This window comes from Flavobacterium sp. 140616W15, assembly GCF_003668995.1.
GTDB lineage: Bacteria > Bacteroidota > Bacteroidia > Flavobacteriales > Flavobacteriaceae > Flavobacterium.
Map to the genome: position 1 here is coordinate 4,581,426 of NZ_CP033068.1, position 20,421 is coordinate 4,601,846.

Consider the following 20,421-nt stretch of genomic DNA (forward strand, 5'->3'; position numbering starts at 1 on the left):
CTGCGCAGATGGATTTTTTGTTTAAATACTCATTAAAAAACCAATAAGATTTTCCTTTTTGTTTAGTTCCAGTTTTTTTCTTAATCGATAGCGGGCTAGCTCAACTCCTCCATTCGAAATATTCATGATCTCAGCAATTTCTTTGGTTGACATATTCATTAATAGATAGGTTGCTAAATCTAGTTCTCTAGGTGAAATTTTAGGGCATTTTTCTTTTAGGCGTTTTAAGAATTCAAAATGTACATTTTTTATATGCTTTTCTAAATCTTTCCAACTCTTATCTGTATTTACTTCCTTGGTAATGCTTTTATTGAGTTTGTTGAATTGAAACTTTGTTGATTCGTCAAATGTTTCCGTATCAATTTCTTTTAGTTTATGTATAATTCCGTTTAGGATCTTATTTTTCTTTACAACTTGTAGCGAGTTGTTAACTAGTTCTTTGTCTTTTGTTAGTATTTTTATTTGTAGCTTGTCATTCTTTAATTTCTCAATTTCTTTTTCTAGTTGGTATTGTTCTTGTCTTATTTTTGACTCCTTTTCTAAATAAAGCCTGCGTTGTTCTATCGTTTCATAGTATTTATTTTTTCTGATTTTCATTTTGATTCGATAAGAAATGAAATAGATGCCTACTAGTATTAGTATAAAGTAGGTAATATAAGCGAAGGGATGTCTGTACCATGGAGGTGAAATAGTAAATGGAATGATGTCAACTTCAGACTGTATTCCGTAGCTATTTCTCACTTTTACTTTCATGTTGTAATTGCCTTCTCTCAAGTTGGTATATTCTTTTACAGATATTGTTGACCAATTACTCCAGTTTTCATCAAATGGCTCTAATTGATATGAGTATTCTACGTTTTCAAGGCTCTCGTACGTGGGAGATGAGAAAGTAAATTTTACATGATTTGAAGCGTATGGAATTGATTGTTTTTCATTTATTTTTGTTTGATTTCCATATATCAGAGTATCGTTTGCATAAGTAAAGGTTCGAATGAAAACGTTTGGTTTTGTTACGGTGTTATTTATTAATTGAGAATCATAATGCGCTAATCCATTCGTTAATCCAATAAAAATATTTTCTGGGTCAATAGTGTTAACGGAAAGATAGTTGGTTACTAGATTGCCTGTTAGGTTTGAAAATGGAGCAACAACATTTTTATAATTTCCATCTGCTAACTTAACGAGCTCTCCTAAAGATTCATTGAATACATACCAAAGATTGCCTTTTGAATCTTCAGAAAGAGAATTAATAGTCGGAATGTCTTTAAAAATAGCAGTCATTTTTTTATCCTTAAAAAACGCCTCTTGTTCTTTGGAGTATTTATAGAACTGATTATTTGTTTGAAAATAAAGATTCTTATTTATTTTTTGAATACTTCCAATACCTTTTTCTTGGGGTAAATTATGGATTACTTTTATAGATTTGAATCTCTTTAAATCCTCGGACAATTCCATTTGATATAAAAACTCATCTTTTTTTAGCCATAAATAATTAACATCAAGTTCGAATAAAATAGAAGATTTGTTGAATCCCTGAATTTGATTTCTAAATTTTAAACCATTTGCTGTTTTTTCAAATAATGCAAATCCATTATAATTAGATCCTATGATATAATTGGGGCGATTAGGAATTTTTTTGAATCCAAAACAACCATTTTTGTCTAATGTTTTTACTGCTTTGTTTCCTTTTATAATTATTGATCCTCTATTGTTGGCACATATTAATTCATTATCAATAACCTGAATGTTCCATGTTTGTGTGTTTGTACCTTCTACAAGTGAAAAAGCATCTTCTTTAAAAGCGGTGTTCCATGTATGGTAAAAAACACCTTGGTTTGTTGCTACATACAAGTAACCATCATGAATTACGGATGCATATACAGTACTAATATCGTAACTGAATCCAAAGTAAGTAAATGGAGAGCTTTCATTTATAAATGCAATACCGTTATCAAGTCCTAACCAAAGATTGTTCTTGTTGTCTATGTAAGAGGTAAGTACAGTATTGTTTTGGAGGCCTTTTTTTCGGTCTATATGCTGAATTATTTTTCCGTTTAAATCGGATATGATAATGCCATTTAAAACCGAATTTAAGACAATGAATTTATCTTTTATGGTAACTCCACCTAATGAACTATTTTTTCTTATAAATGTATTTGCTTCTGTTTCCCATGGATATATATTTTCGTTACTGTAAATAAAGAGGCCTTTTTCTAGAGTTGCAATTAAAATTTTGTTGTTGGGCATTTTAAACATTGCCCATACTTCCATATTGTTTAATGCTGTTGTGCCTTTTAGAGGATAGAGTTTCTCATTCTTATATTCTAATAATCCGAGTGCTTTGTCTTGAATGTAAATGGTGTTATTTAGCTGAAAAGAAAACTGAAAGCGTTTAGGGGCTTGAATTGTCTTGATTTTGTTGTCTTTGAAGATGTAAATTCTAGAAAACGACTGGAAAATGACCTCCTCTTTGGTAATATGAATCTTCCAAACAAAATCATTTTCCTGATTATTAGTTGATTTAAGTAGTTTGGATAAAGAGGTGTATTTTAATTTTCCTTTAGGATCAGCTTGAAAATAGCCAAACTCTTTATAGCCTCCAACATATATTCTCTCAGAAGGGTGAACTTTTACAGATCGTACTGATGTAAAATTGGGTAAGAGGTGCAAAGTCCATGATGCTCCATCAAATTGAATAAGTCCACTATTGTTAGCAAAATATAAATTTCCATTCTTATCCTGATCAATTTCCCAGTTTTGAGTAGCTCCTTTGTATTCTGTTCGTTTGTAGTTTTGAATATCTGGAACCCCAATATTTTTAACTTGTGCTAATGATATAATTGTAAAGAATAAAAAAGAAGCTATTAGGAGTCTAAATTTTGTAAAATTCATAATTATATTGTAATAGAATTGAAGGTTTATTTGGCTTTTAAACTATTTTAAAACTCTTAAAATTTTAGATTTAATGCCGTTTTATTTTCGAAAATATAGCATGCTAAAGCTAAAGTAATTGATTTATACTGACTGTAGTGTTTATTTAAATTTTATATTTTTTTTAAATAGCACAATTGTTATTGTAAATGATTGATTTATAGTTTATTGTTTGTTTTTTGATGTGTTTTTGTCTAGTTCGTTTTTTAGTTTTGATGTGTTTTTGTAGTAATAGATAATTGAGTATACTTAAAAAAACTCCCTATTATTGTTTCAAATTACTAATTAATTAACCAAAATTTTTAGAAAAATGAAATTAATAAAACTGCTTATTTTTTGTTTTTCATCTATTCTATTCTCAGTTTATGCTCAAGCGCAAGACGTTACCGTAAACGGAATAGTTAATGATGAAAATGGTATGCCAGTACCAGGAGCATCTGTTGTAATAAAAGGAACAGGAAAGGGAACGTCTTCAGATTTTGACGGGAAGTTTCAGCTTAAAGCACCTTCTAATGGGGCATTGACAATCACTTTTATAGGTTATACTACTATTAATGAACCAATAAATGGTAGAAATAGGATAATTGTTCAATTGCGTTCAGAATCACAAGCTTTAAATGAAGTTGTTGTTATAGGATATGGAACACAAAAGAAAAGTGTAGTAACAGGAGCAATCTCTAAGGTAAGAAGCCAAGATATTGAAAATTTACCGATATCAAGAGTTGAGCAAACTTTACAAGGAAGGGTTTCTGGGGTTACTATTGCTGCGAGTTCTGGGCAGCCTGGAGCATCCTCTAATATTCGTGTGCGTGGTATAACTACACTTGGAAACAATAATCCATTATGGGTTGTTGATGGAGTAGTGGTAGATGCTGGTGGAATTGGTTATTTAAATCAATCCGATATCGCATCTATAGAAGTATTAAAAGATGCCGCTTCTCAGGCTATCTATGGTGCAAGAGCAGCAGCTGGAGTAATTATTGTTACTACCAAAAAGGGGAAATCTGGTAAGATGAGTGTTAGCTATAATGGTTATACTGGTTTCTCTTCAGCAGCAAGAAAATTAGATCTTTTAAATGCTACTGAGTATGCAACGTTAAGAAATGAGAAGTATGCAAACGGGTATGTTAAAAAAGATCCAACTGATACTTTTGCATTGCCTTTTCCAAATCCTAATGCGTTAGGTGCAGGGACAGATTGGCAATCGGTTATTTTTAATGATAGTGCAGCACGTATTGGTCAGGAGTTAAGTCTATCTGGAGGAAATGATGTTTCTACTTTTTATGCGTCTTTTGGTCTTTTGGAGCAGGAAGGTATAGTAACAACGGATATTTCTAAATACAATAGAAAGAACATTCGTTTAAACTCAACTCACAAAATATCCAAGTCGATTACTTTTGGTCAAACATTAGGTTTTTCGAGAGAGAAAACAACAGGATTAGGAAATACAAATAGTTTATACGGCGGGCCCTTGGCATCAGCGATCAATTTAGATCCAATTACTCCTGCAATCGTGACTGATCCTAATATGGCTGCTTTACCACCATATTCTGTTGGTATTTCCGATGGTAAAGGAATTATAAGAGATCCTAATGGGAATCCTTATGGAGTTTCGACAATAGTTACCCGAGAGATGTCTAATCCATTGGCTTATACGCAAACTAGACTAGGGAATTATGATTGGGCAGATAATTTTGTTGGAAATGCCTATATGGAAGTTGAGCTAATAAAAGGCTTAAAATTCAGAACTACATTAGGAGGTAAATTAGCCTATTGGGGGTTTGAGAATTTTACACCTGTTGCTTATTTAAATTCAGATAATATTACAAAACTGAATAATCTTTCAAGAAATACAAACAAAGGTTTTGGATGGAATATTGAGAATGTAGCTTCTTATACAAAAAGCATAGCAAATCATAATTTCAGTGTATTGGTAGGTCAAGGTGCCTATGTTGATAATAGAAATAGCGGCACAACTATTACTTATACTAATTTGCCGATTGATAGCTATAAAGATGCTTCTTTTAACTTTAATCTTCCAAAGGATCAGATAAATGCTACTGCTACTACAGGAAATGAGCATAGAGTAACTTCTATATTCTCTAGGTTAACTTACGATTTTAAAGAGAAATACCTGTTAACAGGAATCATCCGTAGAGATGGGTCTTCAAGATTTGGATCAAATAATAAATATGGTACATTTCCTTCATTCTCTTTAGGATGGGTTCCAACAAAAGAAACTTTTTGGGTTGAAAATAAGGTTGTAAATCAATTAAAATTTAGAGGTGGTTATGGAGTAACTGGTAATGATAATATTGGAGATTTTAAATATTTAGCAACAGTAGGAGATGGCCGTAATTATGCTATAGGAACATCGGGATCTGTAACTATAGGTAATAGTCCTAATGCACCATCAAATCCAGATCTTAAATGGGAGGAAACAAGCCAGACAAATATAGGTTTAGAAGCGACTTTCTTCAATGATTTCAATTTAACTTTTGACTGGTATATTAAAAAAACTACAGGAATTCTACAGGAAATTTCATTACCAGGTTATGTTGGTTCAGGGAATCCAACAGGAAATGTTGCTGATATGGAAAATAGAGGTATCGATCTAGAATTAGGATATCGTAAAAAAATAGGACAACTTAATGTGTCTTTAAATGCTAATGTATCTTATCTAAAAAATGAAGTGACCTATCTGGGACGTGGAATTGATTTTCTCCCATCAGGTGAGCAATATCAAGCGGCTACTTATGATATTACAAGAACACAGGTTGGACAACCTTATGGATCTTTCTATGGATTTAAAACAGCAGGTATTTTTCAAAATCAAAATGAAGTTAATGCCTATAAAAATGCAGCTGGAGGATTAATTCAGCCAGATGCTAAACCTGGAGATTTTCGTTGGACAGATATAGATGGAGATGGTAAAATTACTGCAGATGACAGAACATTTATTGGCAGTCCAATACCAAAATATACTTTTGGATTTACAATTAATTTAGATTACAAAAACTTTGATTTATTAATTTTTACACAAGGAGCTGCAGGAAATAAAATTTTCCAAGGATTACGTAGGCTAGATATTGAAAACTCTAATTATCAAACGAAAGCTTTAGGCCGTTGGACAGGTGAAGGTACATCAAATACTTTCCCAAGATTAACGTCAGATGATAAAAACAAAAACTTTAATAATCCTTCTGATTTCTATCTTGAAAAAGGAGATTACGTAAGATTGAAAACAATTCAGCTGGGGTATTCATTACCAACTAAAGTTATCGGACAAATAGGTTTAGAAAAAACCAGAGTGTATTTAACGGGGGAGAACCTATTCACTTTTACTAAGTATACTGGATTTGATCCGGAAATTGGAGCTAATAATGCTGATGGAAATGTTATGGGAATCGATAGAGGGTTTTATCCTCAAGCACGAACTATAATGTTAGGGGTTAATTTACAATTTTAATAAAACAAGAATCATGAAACTAAAAAATATAAAATATTCACTACTTGCTTGTGGAGCACTTTTTACTGTCTTGTCCTGCAGTGAGGATTTTTTAACTGTAGAACCAAAAGGAACTGAGCTAGAGGCTAACTATTATAAAAATGAGACGCAGGCATATGCGGGATTGGTAGCTGTTTACGATATACTTGGTAAGCAGTCTAAAGGATTTGAAAATATGATATGCATGTTAAATGCAGGTTCAGATGATTTCTACGCTGGAGGTGGTGGTGCCACAGATGGTGCAGGAATACATGGTTTTTCAGATTATTCGATTACCCAATCGACAATTCCTCGTAGTTTTTGGGATGATTTTTATCGAGGAATTTTTAGAGCAAATGTATTGCTTCAAAAGTTACCAGCTGTACCTATGGATGAAGCTAAGAAAGCGAGGTTTACCTCAGAAACAAAGGCTTTACGCGCTTATTATTATTTTGAATTGATTCGTACTTTCAGAAATGTTCCCTTGATTTTAGAGCCAATACCAACTGCTGATATTTTTAAAGTAGTTCAGGCAACTCCAGAGGCAATATATGCACAGATAGAGAAAGATTTGAAAGAATCACTTTCGGGATTGCCGATTATAATTACAAACAAGACAGACGAAGCTGGTCGTTTATCACAAGGTGCAGCTAAAGCATTGTTAGGGAAAGTTTATTTATACCAAGGAAAAGATACATTAGCAGCAGCAGAATTTTTTGATGTAAATGGTACTCCTGGAGGAACAAGTATGTACGGATACAAACTGGTAGACAATTTTGCGGATTTATGGAAGATAAGTAACAAATTTAATTCAGAAGCCATAATAGAAATTTCTCATACTGATAAAAGTAATGCCGATTGGGACTTTTGGGGTGGTGGTAAAGATGAGGGGAACTCCGTTTGTATTATGATTGGGCCTAGAGGGTACAACAGATTGGTAAATTCAACTGCACCAGATTATGTAGCGGGATGGAGTTTTAATACAGTAACTCAGAGATTGTATGATGTATTAAAAGGTGATCCTCGTTTTGATGCTACTATTCTTGATATGAAAGCACTGAAAGCGGCTAAACAAGCAGATTGGGCTCCTAATTATGAAGATACAGGATATTTTTTGAAAAAATTCATGCCTTTAAAATCTGATATTTCTACTGGAGGAGGTTCAGCAGATTTAAATTATAAACAAGATGTATATGCGATTCGTTTAGCAGATACTTATTTAATGGAAGCAGAAGCATTGGGGGCTACAGGAATAAGAGCACAAGCTTTACTAGATGCTGTGAGAGCACGTGTAGGTTTAGGATCAGTTCCAGTTTCTATGGATGCGATTATGTTAGAAAGAAGAAAAGAATTAGCAGGAGAAGGACACCGCTGGTTCGATTTAGTAAGAACAGGTAGAGCTGCTGCTGCATTAGCTTTTAAAGGATTTATACCAGGCAAAAATGAAATTTGGCCAATTCCTATTAAAGAATTAGAAAATACTGAAATTGTTCAAAATCCTAATTATAACAATTAAATAAAAATCATATGAGTTTAAATATAATTTTTAAAAAGGGCATATACCTACTATTTGTTTTAGTAACATTAGGTTCACTAACAAGTTGTGAGCCAGATACAGCAGGAATGGGGAATGGATTATCAGATCTAAACGTAGATCCTTCATTTACAATTACACCAGTAGCAGGAAAAGTAAATGTGTATTTATTAGAATCTGGAAAAAAAGATGTTCTAAATTCCTATTGGAAAGTAGGTAAAACAGAATATTTTGGAAAAATGGTACTTGAAATTTCTTTACCAGATGCAGGAAAATATACAGTAGAACATACTGCTGTAGGTCGCGGTGGAACGACTAATATTGCTACCAAAGAAATTGTCGTAGCGACTTCAGATCCAGAGAAAGGAAATCTAGTAAAAGGAGGTAATTTTTCTAATGCTACAGATCAGGCACAATGGACAATTTTAAATCTTAATACGAAAGGAGAAGCCTTTTGGTCTTTTGCAAATAGCAGCGCAACAATTCATTCTTCAGGAGGATGGGCTCAGGAAGCAATCTATCAAGCGATAGATGTTGTAAAAGATAAAGAATATACAATTGATATGTTAGTTTCTAGTTCAAGTGGATCTAGTGATACCTGGTTTGAAGTATATGCAGGAAAATCGATGCCAGTTTCGGGTGTTGAATATAAAGATAATAAAGTGATGGGATTGAGCACATGGGATGGTTGTGCAAAAACTGCTTTTTCAGGAATGTTATCTATTGTAGGATGTACTAAAAATAGTGTAACAGGAACAGTGAGTAATGTCGTGAAATTTACTGAAACAGGTAAAATCTATTTGTTAATTCGTAGCGGTGGAAGTGTTTTTACTCCAAGTGGAATTACTGTGACTGATATTGAGTTAAGAGGAAAATAATTAAGAATTGAATTGGTTTTAAGTTAGGTAGTAGAATAGCCCATATTCTTTATGACTATGGGCTATTTTTAAATCATTTAGATATTAAAAGTTTATTTTATTGACATTGAAAATGCCATTAGAATTTGCGTATTAAAAATTAAATAATGAAAAAAAACAGCTATAAGATTTTTTGCTTATTGATTACGTTGACAGCATTTTCGCAACAACAAAAAAATAAGCAAGAGTTTACAACAAAAGGGAAAAAAATCACAGTTTATACAACAGCAGACAATTCAAAATTAAGAATAACACCAACAGCTAGCTTAGTTTTTTCAGCATCGAAACAGCCTTTGGAAACCGAAATAGCCGTTTTTGTAGAACCTAAAAAGACTTTTCAGACTTTTATGGGAATTGGAGGTGCTATTACTGACGCAAGTGCTGAGGTTTTTGCCAAATTGTCGAAAGAAAAACAAGTTGAATTTTTAAAAGCGTATTACGATACTCAAAATGGGATAGGCTATTCACTGCTAAGAACAACAATACATAGTTCTGATTTTAGCAGCGAAAGTTACACTTATGTAGAAGAAGGAGATAAAGATTTAAAAACGTTTAATATTAATCATGATAGGCAATACCGCATACCAATGATTAAAGAGGCTATGAAAACAGCTAATAATAATTTGGTTTTATATGTGGCACCCTGGAGTCCGCCAGCATTTATGAAAAGCAATAAAGACATGTTAAAAGGAGGAACTTTATTGCCCGAATACAATCAGGCTTGGGCAAATTATTATGTGAAATTTATACAAGCATACGAAAAAGAGGGAATGCCTATTTGGGGAACATCGGTTCAGAATGAGCCAATGGCAACGCAAACATGGGAATCGTGTATTTATTCGGCAGAAGCAGAGAGAGATTTTATTAAAAATTTTCTAGGTCCAACAATGAAAAAAGCAGGTTTAGGCGATAAAAAAATTATTGCTTGGGACCATAATCGTGATTTAATGAACCAAAGAGCTAATGTGATTTATTCAGATCCCGAAGCATCAAAATATGTTTGGGGAATGGGATTTCATTGGTATGAAACCTGGACAGGCGGAGCGCCAATGTTTGATAATGTAAAACAAGTGAATCAAGATTATCCTGATAAAAAGCTAATGTTTACTGAAGGTTGCGTCGAAAAATTTGACGCTGCGAAGTATCAATTTTGGCCAAATGCAGAAAGATATGGAATTTCTATGATTAATGATTTTAATAACGGTACAGTGGGATGGACAGACTGGAATGTTCTTTTAGATCAAAATGGAGGGCCAAATCATGTAGGAAATTTTTGCTTTGCCCCAATACATGCAAATACAACTACTGGTGAATTAATTTATACACCATCTTATTATTATATTGGGCATTTTTCAAAATTCATTCGCCCAAATGCAAAAAGAGTAAGTACAGCAGTAAGCAGAAGCTCTTTACTAAGCACATCATTTCTTAACACAGATGGTAAAATGGTTACGGTTGTAATGAATCAAACCGATTTAAGTGTGACTTATAATTTAATTATAGCATCAGAAAAAACAGCCGTTACAATACCAGCTCGTGCGATACAAACTTTAGTTTACTAAAAATAAAAGATAAAGATGAATCAATATTTAAATAAAATTATAAAAGCTACATTATTGGTTGCAATAGTGGTATTGCAGGTAAAATGCTCTTCATCTAGTGATACTACACCAAATTCACCGCCAGCTATAATAGATCCACCAGTTACCGTAACAAACGATGTTGATTTTTGGCTAACCAAAGGAGACCAATCCGTATTACTTACTAAACAAAACGGCGTTCTTGGATTTAGCACCACAGCAAATTCATATGCAAATATAGAAGTAAGTGAATCTCAAAAATACCAAACAATCGATGGTTTCGGTTATACCTTAACAGGAGGGAGTGCTACCGTAATTAATCAATTAACGACTCAGAAAAAAAAGGATCTTTTGCAAGAATTGTTTGGTTCGACCGAAACATCGATTTCAATAAGCTACATAAGAATAAGTATTGGAGCATCAGATTTAAATGCTGCGCCTTTTACCTATAATGATTTGCCAAAAGGAGATACAGATCTTGATTTGATCAAGTTTAGTCTAGATCCTGATAAGAATGGGGTAATAGCACTTTTGAAAGAAATTTTAGCAATTAATCCAAATATTAAAATTTTAGCAACCCCTTGGTCAGCACCACTTTGGATGAAAGACAAAGATAGTTTTGTTGGAGGAAGTCTAAAAACACAATATTATGATGTGTATGCAAAATATTTTGTGAAATACATTCAGCAAATGAAAAACGAAGGGATTATAATTGATGCAGTAACTCCACAAAATGAACCATTGCATGACGGTAATAACCCAAGTATGCATATGACAGCTATAGAGCAAGCCAATTTTATAAAAAATAATTTAGGTCCAGCTTTTAAGAATGCTAATATCACAACTAAGATTATTGCTTACGATCATAATTGCGATAATATACAATATGCAATGACAATTCTTGGAGACCCTATTGCTAGCCCTTTTGTAGATGGATCAGCATTTCATTTATATGCTGGAAATATAAATGCTCTTTCAACAGTTCATAATGCTTTCCCAAATAAAAATCTATACTTCACAGAACAGTTTACCTCATCAACAGGAGAATTTAAAGGAGATTTAAAATGGCATCTTAAAAATGTAATTATTGGGTCAATGCGTAATTGGAGTAAAAATGCATTAGAATGGAATTTAGCAAACGACGGATCTTTTGCACCACATACACAAGGAGGTTGCACCACCTGCAAAGGGGCATTAACAGTTAATTCCAATGACTCTTTTAATCGAAACGTGGCGTATTATATTATAGCTCATGCTTCAAAATTTGTTCCAGTAGGTTCAGTAAGAATCTCGAGTAATATAAGTGGGAATTTGCAAAACGTAGCTTTTGTCACTCCAGCAGGTAAAAAAGTTTTAATCGTAGAAAACGATGGAGATACCAGCGAGATATTCAATATAAAATTTAACGGAAAGTGGGTTACAACATCATTGGACGGAGGTTCAGTTGGGACTTATACTTGGAAATAATAGTAGTTAATAATAAGCATCATTTAGAGATTGAATAAATAAAAACAGCTATATGAAAAAAATAATATTCCCATTATTAGTATTGTTTTCATTGACATCGTATGGACAAGGATTTTTGCGACAAAACGGGAAAAACATTGTAGATGGACAAGGAAATAATATAGTGTTAAGAGGATTAGGATTAGGCGGATGGATGGTTCAGGAAGGGTACATGATTCAGACCGAACCATTTGCAAGTCCGCAATATGTAATAAAACAAAAAATAACTGATTTGATAGGAATTGAAAAAACGGAAGAGTTTTACAAGGCATATCGAGCCAATGGGATCACTAAAAGAGATATAGATTCGTTAGCCAAATGGGGTTTCAACTCTATACGTTTACCAATGCATTATAATTTATATACACCACCAATTGAAGCAGAGAAAAATGGTGAGATCACTTGGATAGAAGAGGGTTTTACAATGACTGATAACCTATTAAAATGGTGTGCAGAAAATAAAGTATATCTTATTTTAGATCTTCACGCCGCACCTGGAGGACAAGGTAAAGATGCCGCAATTTCAGATTATGATGATACAAAACCATCACTTTGGGAAAGTGAAGCCAATCGTAAAAAAATGACCGAATTATGGCGAAAACTAGCTTTACGTTATAAAGATAATCCTTGGATTGGAGGGTATGATATTATAAATGAGCCTAATTGGAATTTTACAGGAACAAATAAAAATGGCTGTGATGAAACTTCAAATGCGCCTTTGCGTGAACTTCAGGTCTCTATTACAAAAGCAATTCGGGAAGTTGATAAAAACCACATGATTATTATTGAAGGAAATTGTTGGGGGAATAATTACAACGGAATGTTTCCTTTATGGGATGATAATATGGTTTTGAGTTTTCATAAATATTGGAATTATAATACGACTGCATCAATTCAGAAAATGTTGGATTATAGAGAACAATATAATGTGCCGATCTGGATGGGAGAAGGTGGCGAAAATTCGAATGTTTGGTTTAAAGATGCTATTTCTTTATTTGAATCAAATAATATAGGATGGGCATTTTGGCCAATGAAGAAAATTGAAAATATTGCAGGAATTGCTTCAGTTACCAAAACGCCAGAATATGAAAAACTACGTCTATATTGGAAAGATGGAGGAGAGAAACCAAGTCCGGATTTTGCCGAGAAAGCATTAATGCAATTAGCCGAAAATTTTAAATTAGAGAATACCACAATAAAGACAGACGTACTTGACGCAATGTTCCGTCAAGTACGTACAAATGACACTAAAAGTTATAAAAAACATGTTTTACCAGGGAAGATATTTGCAACCGAATATGATTTGGGAACAAATGGATTTGCTTACTCTGATAAAGATTTTGTGAATTATCGCGTAGAAACGGGAACATTTGAAGAATGGAATAAAGGAAAAGCTATGCGAAATGACGGAGTAGATATTTTACCTTGTAAAGATGATTCTTCAAATGGATATCAGGTATCTTTTATCGAGAATGAGGAGTGGTTGCAATTTACAGTAATAACAAAAGGAGCACAAACATTTGATGTTGCTATTCGATATTCTAGTGAAAAAGAAGAAGGAAAATTACATTTGGAAAACGAAATGGGTAAAATTTCTGAAATAAAAACTCTTCCAATAACAGGAAATAATGCTACTTGGAGAACAATTATGCTTTCAGGAGTAAAATTGAAAAAGGGAGAAAATAAGATAAAAGTTGTTTTTGATAAGGGCGGATTCAATTTGAATTACTTAGATTTTACGGTAGCTAAGAAGTAAAATGTTTTAAAAAAAAGCAAAGTAAAATATATAAAAGAATTTGTAATTAATATTTTTGCTAGATTAGTTTCCCCATGAGATGCTTCAGATTAAACAGGAGCTATAATGGATTAAAAAACCTTAATTATGAAAAGAATAAACAAGTTAGTTGCTCTACTATTATTTTTGTCCTTTTGTGGGACTTATGGGCAAAATTTAAAAATAATGACATACAATATCCGTTTAGATGTTGCCTCAGACGGAGAAAATGCATGGCCAAACCGCAAAGATTTTTTCACGTCACAAATACAATTTTATGCTCCAGATGTATTTGGAGTACAAGAAGCAATGCCAAACCAAGTTAACGATATTGCAACTGCATTACCAAGTTACAATCATGTAGGTATTGCTCGAGAAGGAGATGGTAAAGGCGAATCATCTTCTATATTCTATAAAAAAGATAGATTTTTAGTGCAACAATCCAATACATTTTGGCTTTCACAAACTCCAGATGTAATCTCGAAAGGATGGGATGCAGCTTACAATAGAGTTTGTACATATGCACTTTTTAAGGATTTAAAAACTAAAAAATATTTTGGGTTTTTAATACTCATCTTGACCATATTGGGGAAGAGGCAAGAACCAAAGGTCTAGAGCTTATTTTGTCTAAAATAGAAAAAGTAAATACTAAAGGATATCCTGTGTTTCTCATGGGAGATTTTAATTCAGAACCTACTGAAGAGCGTATTATTTCCTTGAAAAGAAGAATGAATGATACTCGTGAAATATCCGAAGAAAAACCTTTTGGACCATCTGGAACCTTTAATGACTTTAAGCATGATCAACCAGTTACACTATTACTAGATTATATTTTTATTTCTAAAAACAGCAATCTAAAAATAAAAAAGCATGCGGTTTTAAGTGATTCAATAGATTTAAAATACCCATCGGATCATTTCCCAGTGCTAATTGAAATTAATTAAGCCATGCTTTTATAAGTTTTAAACTATTGAGGGTTTTGGATTTTCATCAAATAATTGAAGTGTTGAAAACTATCAATGAATTATAAAAATCAATATCAAATTAATATTTGTTTTATGAAAAGAATTACAACATTGACTTGCTTGATGCTATCAATTTTTGCAATAGCACAGCAGGAAACAATCGATCAGAAAGTAAATGCGTTGTTAAACAAAATGACGTTGGAGGAGAAAATAGGGCAGCTTAATCAATATACAGGTAATAATGCAGCAACTGGGCCTATTACTATAAACCAAAACAAACAAGCAGAAATTAAAGATGGTTTAGTGGGTTCAATGCTTAATGTTGTGGGAACAAAATATACCCGTCAATATCAAGAACTGGCAATGCAATCCCGCCTTAAAATACCATTGTTGTACGGTCAGGATGTAATACATGGTTTTAAAACTACATTTCCAATTCCGTTAGGAGAAGCTGCAAGTTGGGATTTGGCAGCAATAGAACTTTCGGCTAGAGTTGCTGCAACAGAAGCCGCTGCAAGTGGAATTCATTGGACATTTGCTCCAATGGTCGATATTGGTCGTGATCCTCGATGGGGGCGTGTAATGGAAGGAGCAGGTGAGGATAGCTATTTAGGATCAAGAATAGCATATGCAAGAGTAAAAGGTTTTCAAGGTGATAAGTTAGGAAGTCTAAATTCGGTGATGGCATGTGTAAAACATTTTGCAGCATATGGAGCTGCTATTGGTGGTAGAGATTATAACTCTGTAGATATGAGTGAGCGAATGTTATGGGAAACCTATTTACCTCCTTTTAAAGCGGCACTTGATGCAGGAGCAGCAACATTTATGAATTCATTTAATGACATTAATGGAATTCCTGCAACAGGAAATGTACACTTACAAAGAGATATTTTAAAAGGAAAATGGAACTTTCAAGGATTCGTAGTTTCAGATTGGGGTTCCATTGGAGAAATGGTAGCGCATGGCTATTCTAAAGATCTTAAAGAAGCTGCACTGGCCGCAATTACTGCAGGTAGCGATATGGACATGGAAAGTAATGCTTACAGATATAACTTAGCTGCATTGGTTAAAGAAAATAAAGTTTCGATTGACTTGATTGACGATGCAGTAAAAAGAATCCTGCGTAAGAAATTTGAGTTAGGATTATTTGATGATCCATATAAATATTCTAATCCAAATAGAGAGAAAAAAGAATTAAACAATCCGGAACACCGTAAGGCAGCTCGTGAGGTTGCAATGAAGAGTATTGTTTTATTAAAGAATGAAAATGAGACTTTACCACTTTCTAAAAACACAAAAACAATTGCATTTATTGGACCAATGGTAAAAGAATATAAAGCCAATATGGGATTTTGGGCAGTTGAATTACCAGAAGTTGATTATACTAAATGGGTAGTTTCGCAATGGGATGGTTTACAAAATAAAGTAGGTAAGAATACTAAATTATTATATGCTAAAGGTTGCGAGGTAGAAGGAGATAACAAAGATGGTTTTGCAGAGGCAATTGCTACAGCTAAACAGGCTGATGTAGTAATTTTAAGTATTGGAGAGCGACATGATATGAGCGGAGAAGCCAAAAGCAGAAGCAATATTAATTTACCAGGAGTTCAGGAAGAATTAGTAAAAGCAATTCAGGCAACAGGAAAACCAGTTATCGTTTTGGTAAATGCAGGAAGACCTCTTGTTTTTAATTGGACAGCCGATAATGTGCCTGCTATTCTTTATACTTGGTGGTTGGGTAGCGAAGCAGGAAATGCTATTGCGGATGTTTTATTTGGAGATTACAATCCCTCAGGAAAATTGCCAATGACATTCCCAAGAGAAGTTGGACAAATACCGATCTATTACAATCATTATAGTACCGGAAGACCACCCCAAGATGAAAATGCAAAAGAGTATGTTTCCTCTTATACAGACTTGAAAAACAGTCCTAAATTTCCTTTCGGATATGGATTAAGTTATACTAAATTCGATTATTCGGATTTAAAATTGTCTACGACAAAAATGAAAAGCAATGGGAAAGTTCAAGTTTCTTTTCAGTTGAAGAACACAGGAAAAGTAGTTGGAGAAGAAGTAGTTCAGTTGTATTTAAAAGATAAATTTGGATCAGTTGTACGACCTGTTTTAGAGCTTAAGGATTTTCAAAAAGTAAAATTAAATGCAGGAGAAACTAAAACAATTCAGTTTACAATTGATAATGAAAAATTATCTTTTTATAATGATAAAATAGAGTGGGGTTCGGAGCCAGGAGATTTTGAATTGATGATAGGTTCATCATCTGCTACTATTCGTTTGAAATCAGCTTTTGAATTGCAATAAAAATTTATCTAAATAAAAAAGGGGGTTTAAAGCCCCTTTTTTATAAAATTTATTTAAATATTTTTTTGAAATTAAATTTCAACGTATTCATAAGCCCTTCTTCTATGATATCAATTCCAAGGCCAGTATTACTATCGGCAATAGTATGATGAGCAGATCTGAATTCTTCAAAATCTTTTTCAGGAATTTCTAAGTTAACTAATGGTCTGAAATCTATATATGCAGTTCCTCCATTTTTAGTAATTTTTTTACGGCTTACATAATCAAAGTAAGGATTGTTGATTGTACATTCCTGTATAGTGTATTTTTCCTGAGTATCTATTTTTTGATCGGTATAAACATTGATTTCATATTTTTCGTTATCAAAGTTATGCCAAAACGGAAAGTCCTTGTGCATAAAATCTCTTGCATTTTCTTTAACCATATTTCTGTCAAAGTACATCATAAAACGATTCTTTTGGTCATCTATAAAATACGGATTCTCGATAGTAGCATTGTATTGAATGGTGAATTCATTTAGTTTTTTGTCATCACTTATAATTTCAATAGCGGCATCTGTGAATATATTTCTAATATCAGTTCCGTTTCTATCATTATTATAGTTCAGAGTATAAAACAAGAAGTTATTCCAACTGTCGATCACTTCTCTTTTATTTGTGTTTTTAAAATATCTACGCATGCTGTTGGCACGGTTTCCTTTGTAAGTAGTTGTTAGTTTTAATTCTCCAGTAGTATTTTTAGCATTGAATTCTACTTTCTCATTTATACAGTAATAAGGAAATTTATATGGCTTTCTTACTTGTAATTCCTGATTGGGTTTAATCTCTAAATAATGTCTAAAAAAGATAAACCCACGATTCTCAATTAAGCCAAATTCATCACGAATAGTAGCATCAATAAAATAGGTTTCATCTTTGTAATTAATTTTAACAATTACATGATTGAAAGTAAGTAATGAAGGAGAATAATATTTAATGTAATAATCAGTATTAAAATTGACTAAAACTATTGAAGAATCCACATCAATATAATCTAAAATTACTTTTAATAAAACAGATTTTGCTTTGCAGTCACCTTGTTTATTCTGATAGGTTATAGCTGGTTCTTGTGGTTTATGACCGTTCATTTCATCAGCATTATAAACATAATAAACATGATTCTGCACATAATCTATTGCAAATTGTAACTGTTCATCTTTAGTTGTTATAGCATCTAGTTTCTCAACCAGATTAGGAGCAAAGTCTGCTAAAGAAGCTTTATTATAAATTTCTTCATATATAGGATAAATATAATTAGATAAATCTACCCAATTGCTGTGAGTAGCAAAATCTATGAAAGGAGATAGTTCTCTGTTTATATCAACAGTATTTATATAATTTTCTTTTTCTACTGCAAATCGTTCTCCCTTTTTTAAATAATTAATTTCAGGTTCTAATACATTACCATTTTCATCTCTGAAAAAAGTTTTCTTGTAGGCAATAGTTTTTTCACGATCATTTATAAAAGTAAATTTATAATTCCCATAAGCCCAATAAGTATCTGGACTAATCCAAACATATTTAGAAAACTCCTTGCGTAAAAAATCACGTTCAGTAAAAATCTTCACTCTGGAATCTTCCATAATCAAGACATCGTATAGGCGTAGATCTTTTATTGTAATATTAATTTTTTTATTACTGTTCAAAATACCTCCGCTACTTTGGTTTTCACTATCCAGAACTTTAATTTTGGTATCAGAAATTTTGTCAATTAAAACACCTTCACGTAAAACACTTATTCTATGTATAATGTAGGTTTCGTTTTCTTCTACGACAATGTCTGTTACAGATGCTCTTTCTAGATTAGCAGGCTCATTAAGAGTATAGGCTAAACAGGCATATTCACTGCTTTCATTATCATTTGTATAATATATTTTATCTAAAAAAAAGCAATAATCTCGTCCTTCATCTGTTTGTTTGTTAGAAAAATCGGATTCCTTTATATGTTCAATAAGTTGATTATCATTAATATTGCTTGCCCAATGCTCAGGTTTTTGAATTTTGTAGTGTTCTAATTCAATTAGGTTTTCCATATTAGTATCCATTATCTAAGTAAAATCTTATTTTTAATAATTACAAAAATATGAAATTTATAGGTATTTACTGCTTTTTACCGCTTAGGATATTTGTTTTGGTTGATTTTTATTTTTTACTCAACGATAGTTCTAAAAGTCAGATTTACTCTAGGTTTAGATATTGTTTTAGTTGGAGGCAATCGATGTAACCAATGAGATTGTGTGGTGTCTTTCATGACCAATAAACTTCCATGTTCTAAAATTAAAGAAATCGTTTCTTTGGTATCTTTATGTTTAAAAGCAAACTTCCGTTCAGCCCCAAAACTTACCGAAGCAATAGCTCCATTTTTCTTTAAATCTTTTTCAGCATCGCTATGCCAGGCCATTCCTTCGTCGCCGGTGTGATATAAATTAAGCAAGCAGGAATTAAATGTTTCTCCAGTTTTTTTCTCGATAAAAGCTTTTAGTTCTAATAATTCAGGAGTCCACGAAAGTGCTTTCTTTGTGGTATTAGAGTAAGAGTACTCAAAAGGAGAATCTCCATACCAAGCCACTTTTCTTTTAGTAATTATTAATTTCCCAAAAATAATAGCCTCATCATTTTTCCATTCGATAGCGTTCAATAGGGTATCACGATAGAAGTCAGCTTTTTCTCTAGAGAATAATTTTCCATAGTAATTAACTATACCATCTTTGGGTAATAAATTAGTTTCTTCGTTTATTTCAGGATTAAATAAGTCCATTTTTCCAGTTTTGATATTTGGTTTTCATACAATGTCCACAAGGTCTAAAACCATTTTTATTGGCTTCAATTTCAGATAAAAAGAAAACTCTATTTTCACGTTTCATTCTTTTACCCGAAGCACATTTTAAAGTTCCGTAAATTTTTAATTTTTGGTTTCCACCAAAGCAAATTTCGCCTTTTTTAATTTTATTCCGTAAATCTAAATCTGAAATTTTATTGTGCTCAATCATAATGTTATTATATTTTTATTCTGTAGAGAAGAACGGCAGTGCGTTTACGCAAAGATTTCCCTATTTTTTGCCACAGATTAAAAGATTAGAATGATTTAAAATCTGCTAGATCTGCTAGATCTGCGTGAAAAAAATATGTATTTTATTTTACCGCAATTTTTATCCTGTAGAGACGCACCGTAGTGCGTCTACACAAAGATTGTCCTATTTTTAGCCACAGATTAAAAGATTAGAATGATTTAAAATCTGCATATCTGCTAGATCTGCGTAAAAAAATGTATTATATTCTACCGCAATTTTCATTCTGTAGAGACGCACCGTAGTACGTCTACGTAAAGATTGTCCTATTTTTAGCCACAGATTAAAAGATTAGAATGATT

General features: G+C 32.6%; 13 protein-coding genes. 9 read left to right on the forward strand and 4 right to left on the reverse strand.

From position 1 onward, the window contains the following. Positions 1-21: 21 nt before the first annotated feature. Positions 22-2,892: a triple tyrosine motif-containing protein gene (locus EAG11_RS20100; protein WP_129540746.1), complete on the reverse strand. Its 2,871-nt coding sequence runs from the start codon at positions 2,890-2,892 to the stop codon at positions 22-24. Positions 2,893-3,241: 349 nt separating this feature from the next. Here EAG11_RS20100 and EAG11_RS20105 point away from each other — a divergent pair, with 349 nt between their 5' ends. From EAG11_RS20105 to EAG11_RS20140, 9 genes are all read left to right on the forward strand, one after another. Further along, positions 3,242-6,400 (forward strand): TonB-dependent receptor, encoded by a 3,159-nt coding sequence (locus EAG11_RS20105; RefSeq protein WP_129540747.1) that lies wholly within the window; start codon positions 3,242-3,244, stop codon positions 6,398-6,400. A gap of 13 nt (positions 6,401-6,413) precedes the next feature. Then, positions 6,414-7,934, forward strand: coding sequence for a RagB/SusD family nutrient uptake outer membrane protein (locus EAG11_RS20110; RefSeq protein WP_129540748.1), 1,521 nt, complete (start codon positions 6,414-6,416; stop codon positions 7,932-7,934). An 11-nt stretch (positions 7,935-7,945) separates the two neighbouring features. Next, a complete protein-coding gene (locus EAG11_RS20115) occupies positions 7,946-8,830 on the forward strand; it encodes a hypothetical protein (RefSeq protein ID WP_129540749.1) in 885 nt (294 codons plus the stop codon). A gap of 146 nt (positions 8,831-8,976) precedes the next feature. Then, positions 8,977-10,431 (forward strand): glycoside hydrolase family 30 beta sandwich domain-containing protein, encoded by a 1,455-nt coding sequence (locus EAG11_RS20120; RefSeq protein WP_129540750.1) that lies wholly within the window; start codon positions 8,977-8,979, stop codon positions 10,429-10,431. A gap of 15 nt (positions 10,432-10,446) precedes the next feature. Continuing rightward, positions 10,447-11,916 carry a glycoside hydrolase family 30 beta sandwich domain-containing protein gene (locus EAG11_RS20125; RefSeq protein ID WP_129540751.1) on the forward strand — a complete coding sequence of 490 codons (1,470 nt, stop codon included), beginning with the start codon at positions 10,447-10,449 and terminating at the stop codon, positions 11,914-11,916. A 52-nt stretch (positions 11,917-11,968) separates the two neighbouring features. After that, the gene (locus tag EAG11_RS20130; RefSeq protein WP_129540752.1) at positions 11,969-13,711 is read left to right on the forward strand and encodes a cellulase family glycosylhydrolase; all 1,743 of its coding nucleotides are present in this window, start codon (positions 11,969-11,971) and stop codon (positions 13,709-13,711) included. Between the two features lie 126 nt (positions 13,712-13,837). Next, positions 13,838-14,344 carry an endonuclease/exonuclease/phosphatase family protein gene (locus tag EAG11_RS22955; protein ID WP_371414611.1) on the forward strand — a complete coding sequence of 169 codons (507 nt, stop codon included), beginning with the start codon at positions 13,838-13,840 and terminating at the stop codon, positions 14,342-14,344. An 8-nt stretch (positions 14,345-14,352) separates the two neighbouring features. Continuing rightward, complete coding sequence (locus EAG11_RS22960) at positions 14,353-14,673, forward strand: endonuclease/exonuclease/phosphatase family protein (protein ID WP_371414612.1); 321 nt, start codon at positions 14,353-14,355, stop codon at positions 14,671-14,673. Positions 14,674-14,787: 114 nt separating this feature from the next. Continuing rightward, entirely contained in the window at positions 14,788-17,013 is a 2,226-nt protein-coding gene (locus EAG11_RS20140) for a glycoside hydrolase family 3 N-terminal domain-containing protein (RefSeq protein ID WP_129540753.1), read from the forward strand. Positions 17,014-17,062: 49 nt separating this feature from the next. Here the strand turns inward: EAG11_RS20140 and EAG11_RS20145 are convergent, their stop codons facing one another. From EAG11_RS20145 to EAG11_RS20155, 3 genes are all read right to left on the reverse strand, one after another. Continuing rightward, positions 17,063-19,084 (reverse strand): DUF3857 domain-containing protein, encoded by a 2,022-nt coding sequence (locus EAG11_RS20145; RefSeq protein WP_129540754.1) that lies wholly within the window; start codon positions 19,082-19,084, stop codon positions 17,063-17,065. 116 nt (positions 19,085-19,200) lie between these two features. After that, positions 19,201-19,809 (reverse strand): alpha-ketoglutarate-dependent dioxygenase AlkB, encoded by a 609-nt coding sequence (locus tag EAG11_RS20150; protein WP_129540755.1) that lies wholly within the window; start codon positions 19,807-19,809, stop codon positions 19,201-19,203. Then, a complete protein-coding gene (locus EAG11_RS20155; RefSeq protein ID WP_129540756.1) occupies positions 19,796-20,041 on the reverse strand; it encodes an Ada metal-binding domain-containing protein in 246 nt (81 codons plus the stop codon). The genes EAG11_RS20150 and EAG11_RS20155 overlap by 14 nt, the downstream gene beginning before the upstream one ends. Between the last annotated feature and the right edge of the window lie 380 nt (positions 20,042-20,421).